This is a genomic window from Vibrio sp. YT-18 (assembly GCF_033337345.1).
Taxonomy (GTDB): Bacteria; Pseudomonadota; Gammaproteobacteria; order Enterobacterales; family Vibrionaceae; genus Vibrio; species Vibrio alginolyticus.
In genome coordinates, this window is record NZ_JAWOQO010000276.1 from 1 (window position 1) to 1043 (window position 1043).

Consider the following 1043-nt stretch of genomic DNA (forward strand, 5'->3'; position numbering starts at 1 on the left):
AAGTTCGTCGGCATTACCAGCAACGTCAACTTCAAAAGACTCAGTCAGTGACTCACCATCTTCTTCGAATTGGAATGTTGCGATCAGACGACCGTTTTCTACTTTGTACGTCGCTTGCTCCTTTTGTGTGTCTGCGTCAGTACATTCTGTGCGGTTTTCTGAGCTGCGAACGTTGCCGTAAACAACACCACCTTCAAACTTGATTGATTCACACCATACGCGAGAGTAGTCAAACTCATCGTTATCATCACCATCATCAGAGCCGTGCTCTAGGTAGTACCAAGTTTTACCCTCTAATGGGTGAGCCGTTGGTGGTGGCGTAACGCCTTCTTTTACTTCTGGCATGCTGAGTGCAATCTGCACTGCGGTATGACCATCTGTTGCGCTAATGGTAAGTGCTGCACCAGATTCACCAGCTTTTGTCGGTGTGCCTTTAATGGTGACAATCGCATTGCCATCTTCAATTGCTGATAGGCCTTCAATGCCTACGTAGTCCGCTGAGTAATCGGTGATCTGACCGTCTTTATCTTGGAACAAACCAGAAATATCGAGCGTTTGTTCAAACAGTTCGCCCTGTTGTAGGTACCAGCCATCGACAATGGATTGCAGGCGAGCTTGCTCTGCTTCAACAACCATTGGTGGTAAGTTTGCAGATTCGATTTCGATTTCGAATACTGTGCTCACAGTTGATAGCACATCACCGTTAGAGTTTTTGTCCTGCGCCGTTAGAACAATCTCAAAATCACCGGATTTTTCTACGATAGCGGTTGGGTGTAGAACAATTAGGTTACCAACTTGCTCAACTTCAATGCCTGTGCCCGCTAAATTATGCGTCAGTTTTGTGTTCACAAGGCTTTGGTCTTTGTCTTTGAAAAGACCTTCGATGTTTAGCTCAACGCCATCAAATGAAGCACCTTTTACGATTTCTGGTAGCTTATCCAATTTATCTTCAGCTGCGTCTTCTACGGTTTTGTTGACGGTTAGCTTGTTGTTGACTAGCGTTTCAGGCACCAAGTTGTCGCTATTTGGCGTGCTATCAGTGA

General features: G+C 45.5%; 1 pseudogene. It reads right to left on the reverse strand.

The annotated features are described in order from the left end of the window. A pseudogene (locus R7M72_RS25945) lies at positions 1–1043 on the reverse strand (hypothetical protein); the annotation flags it as partial.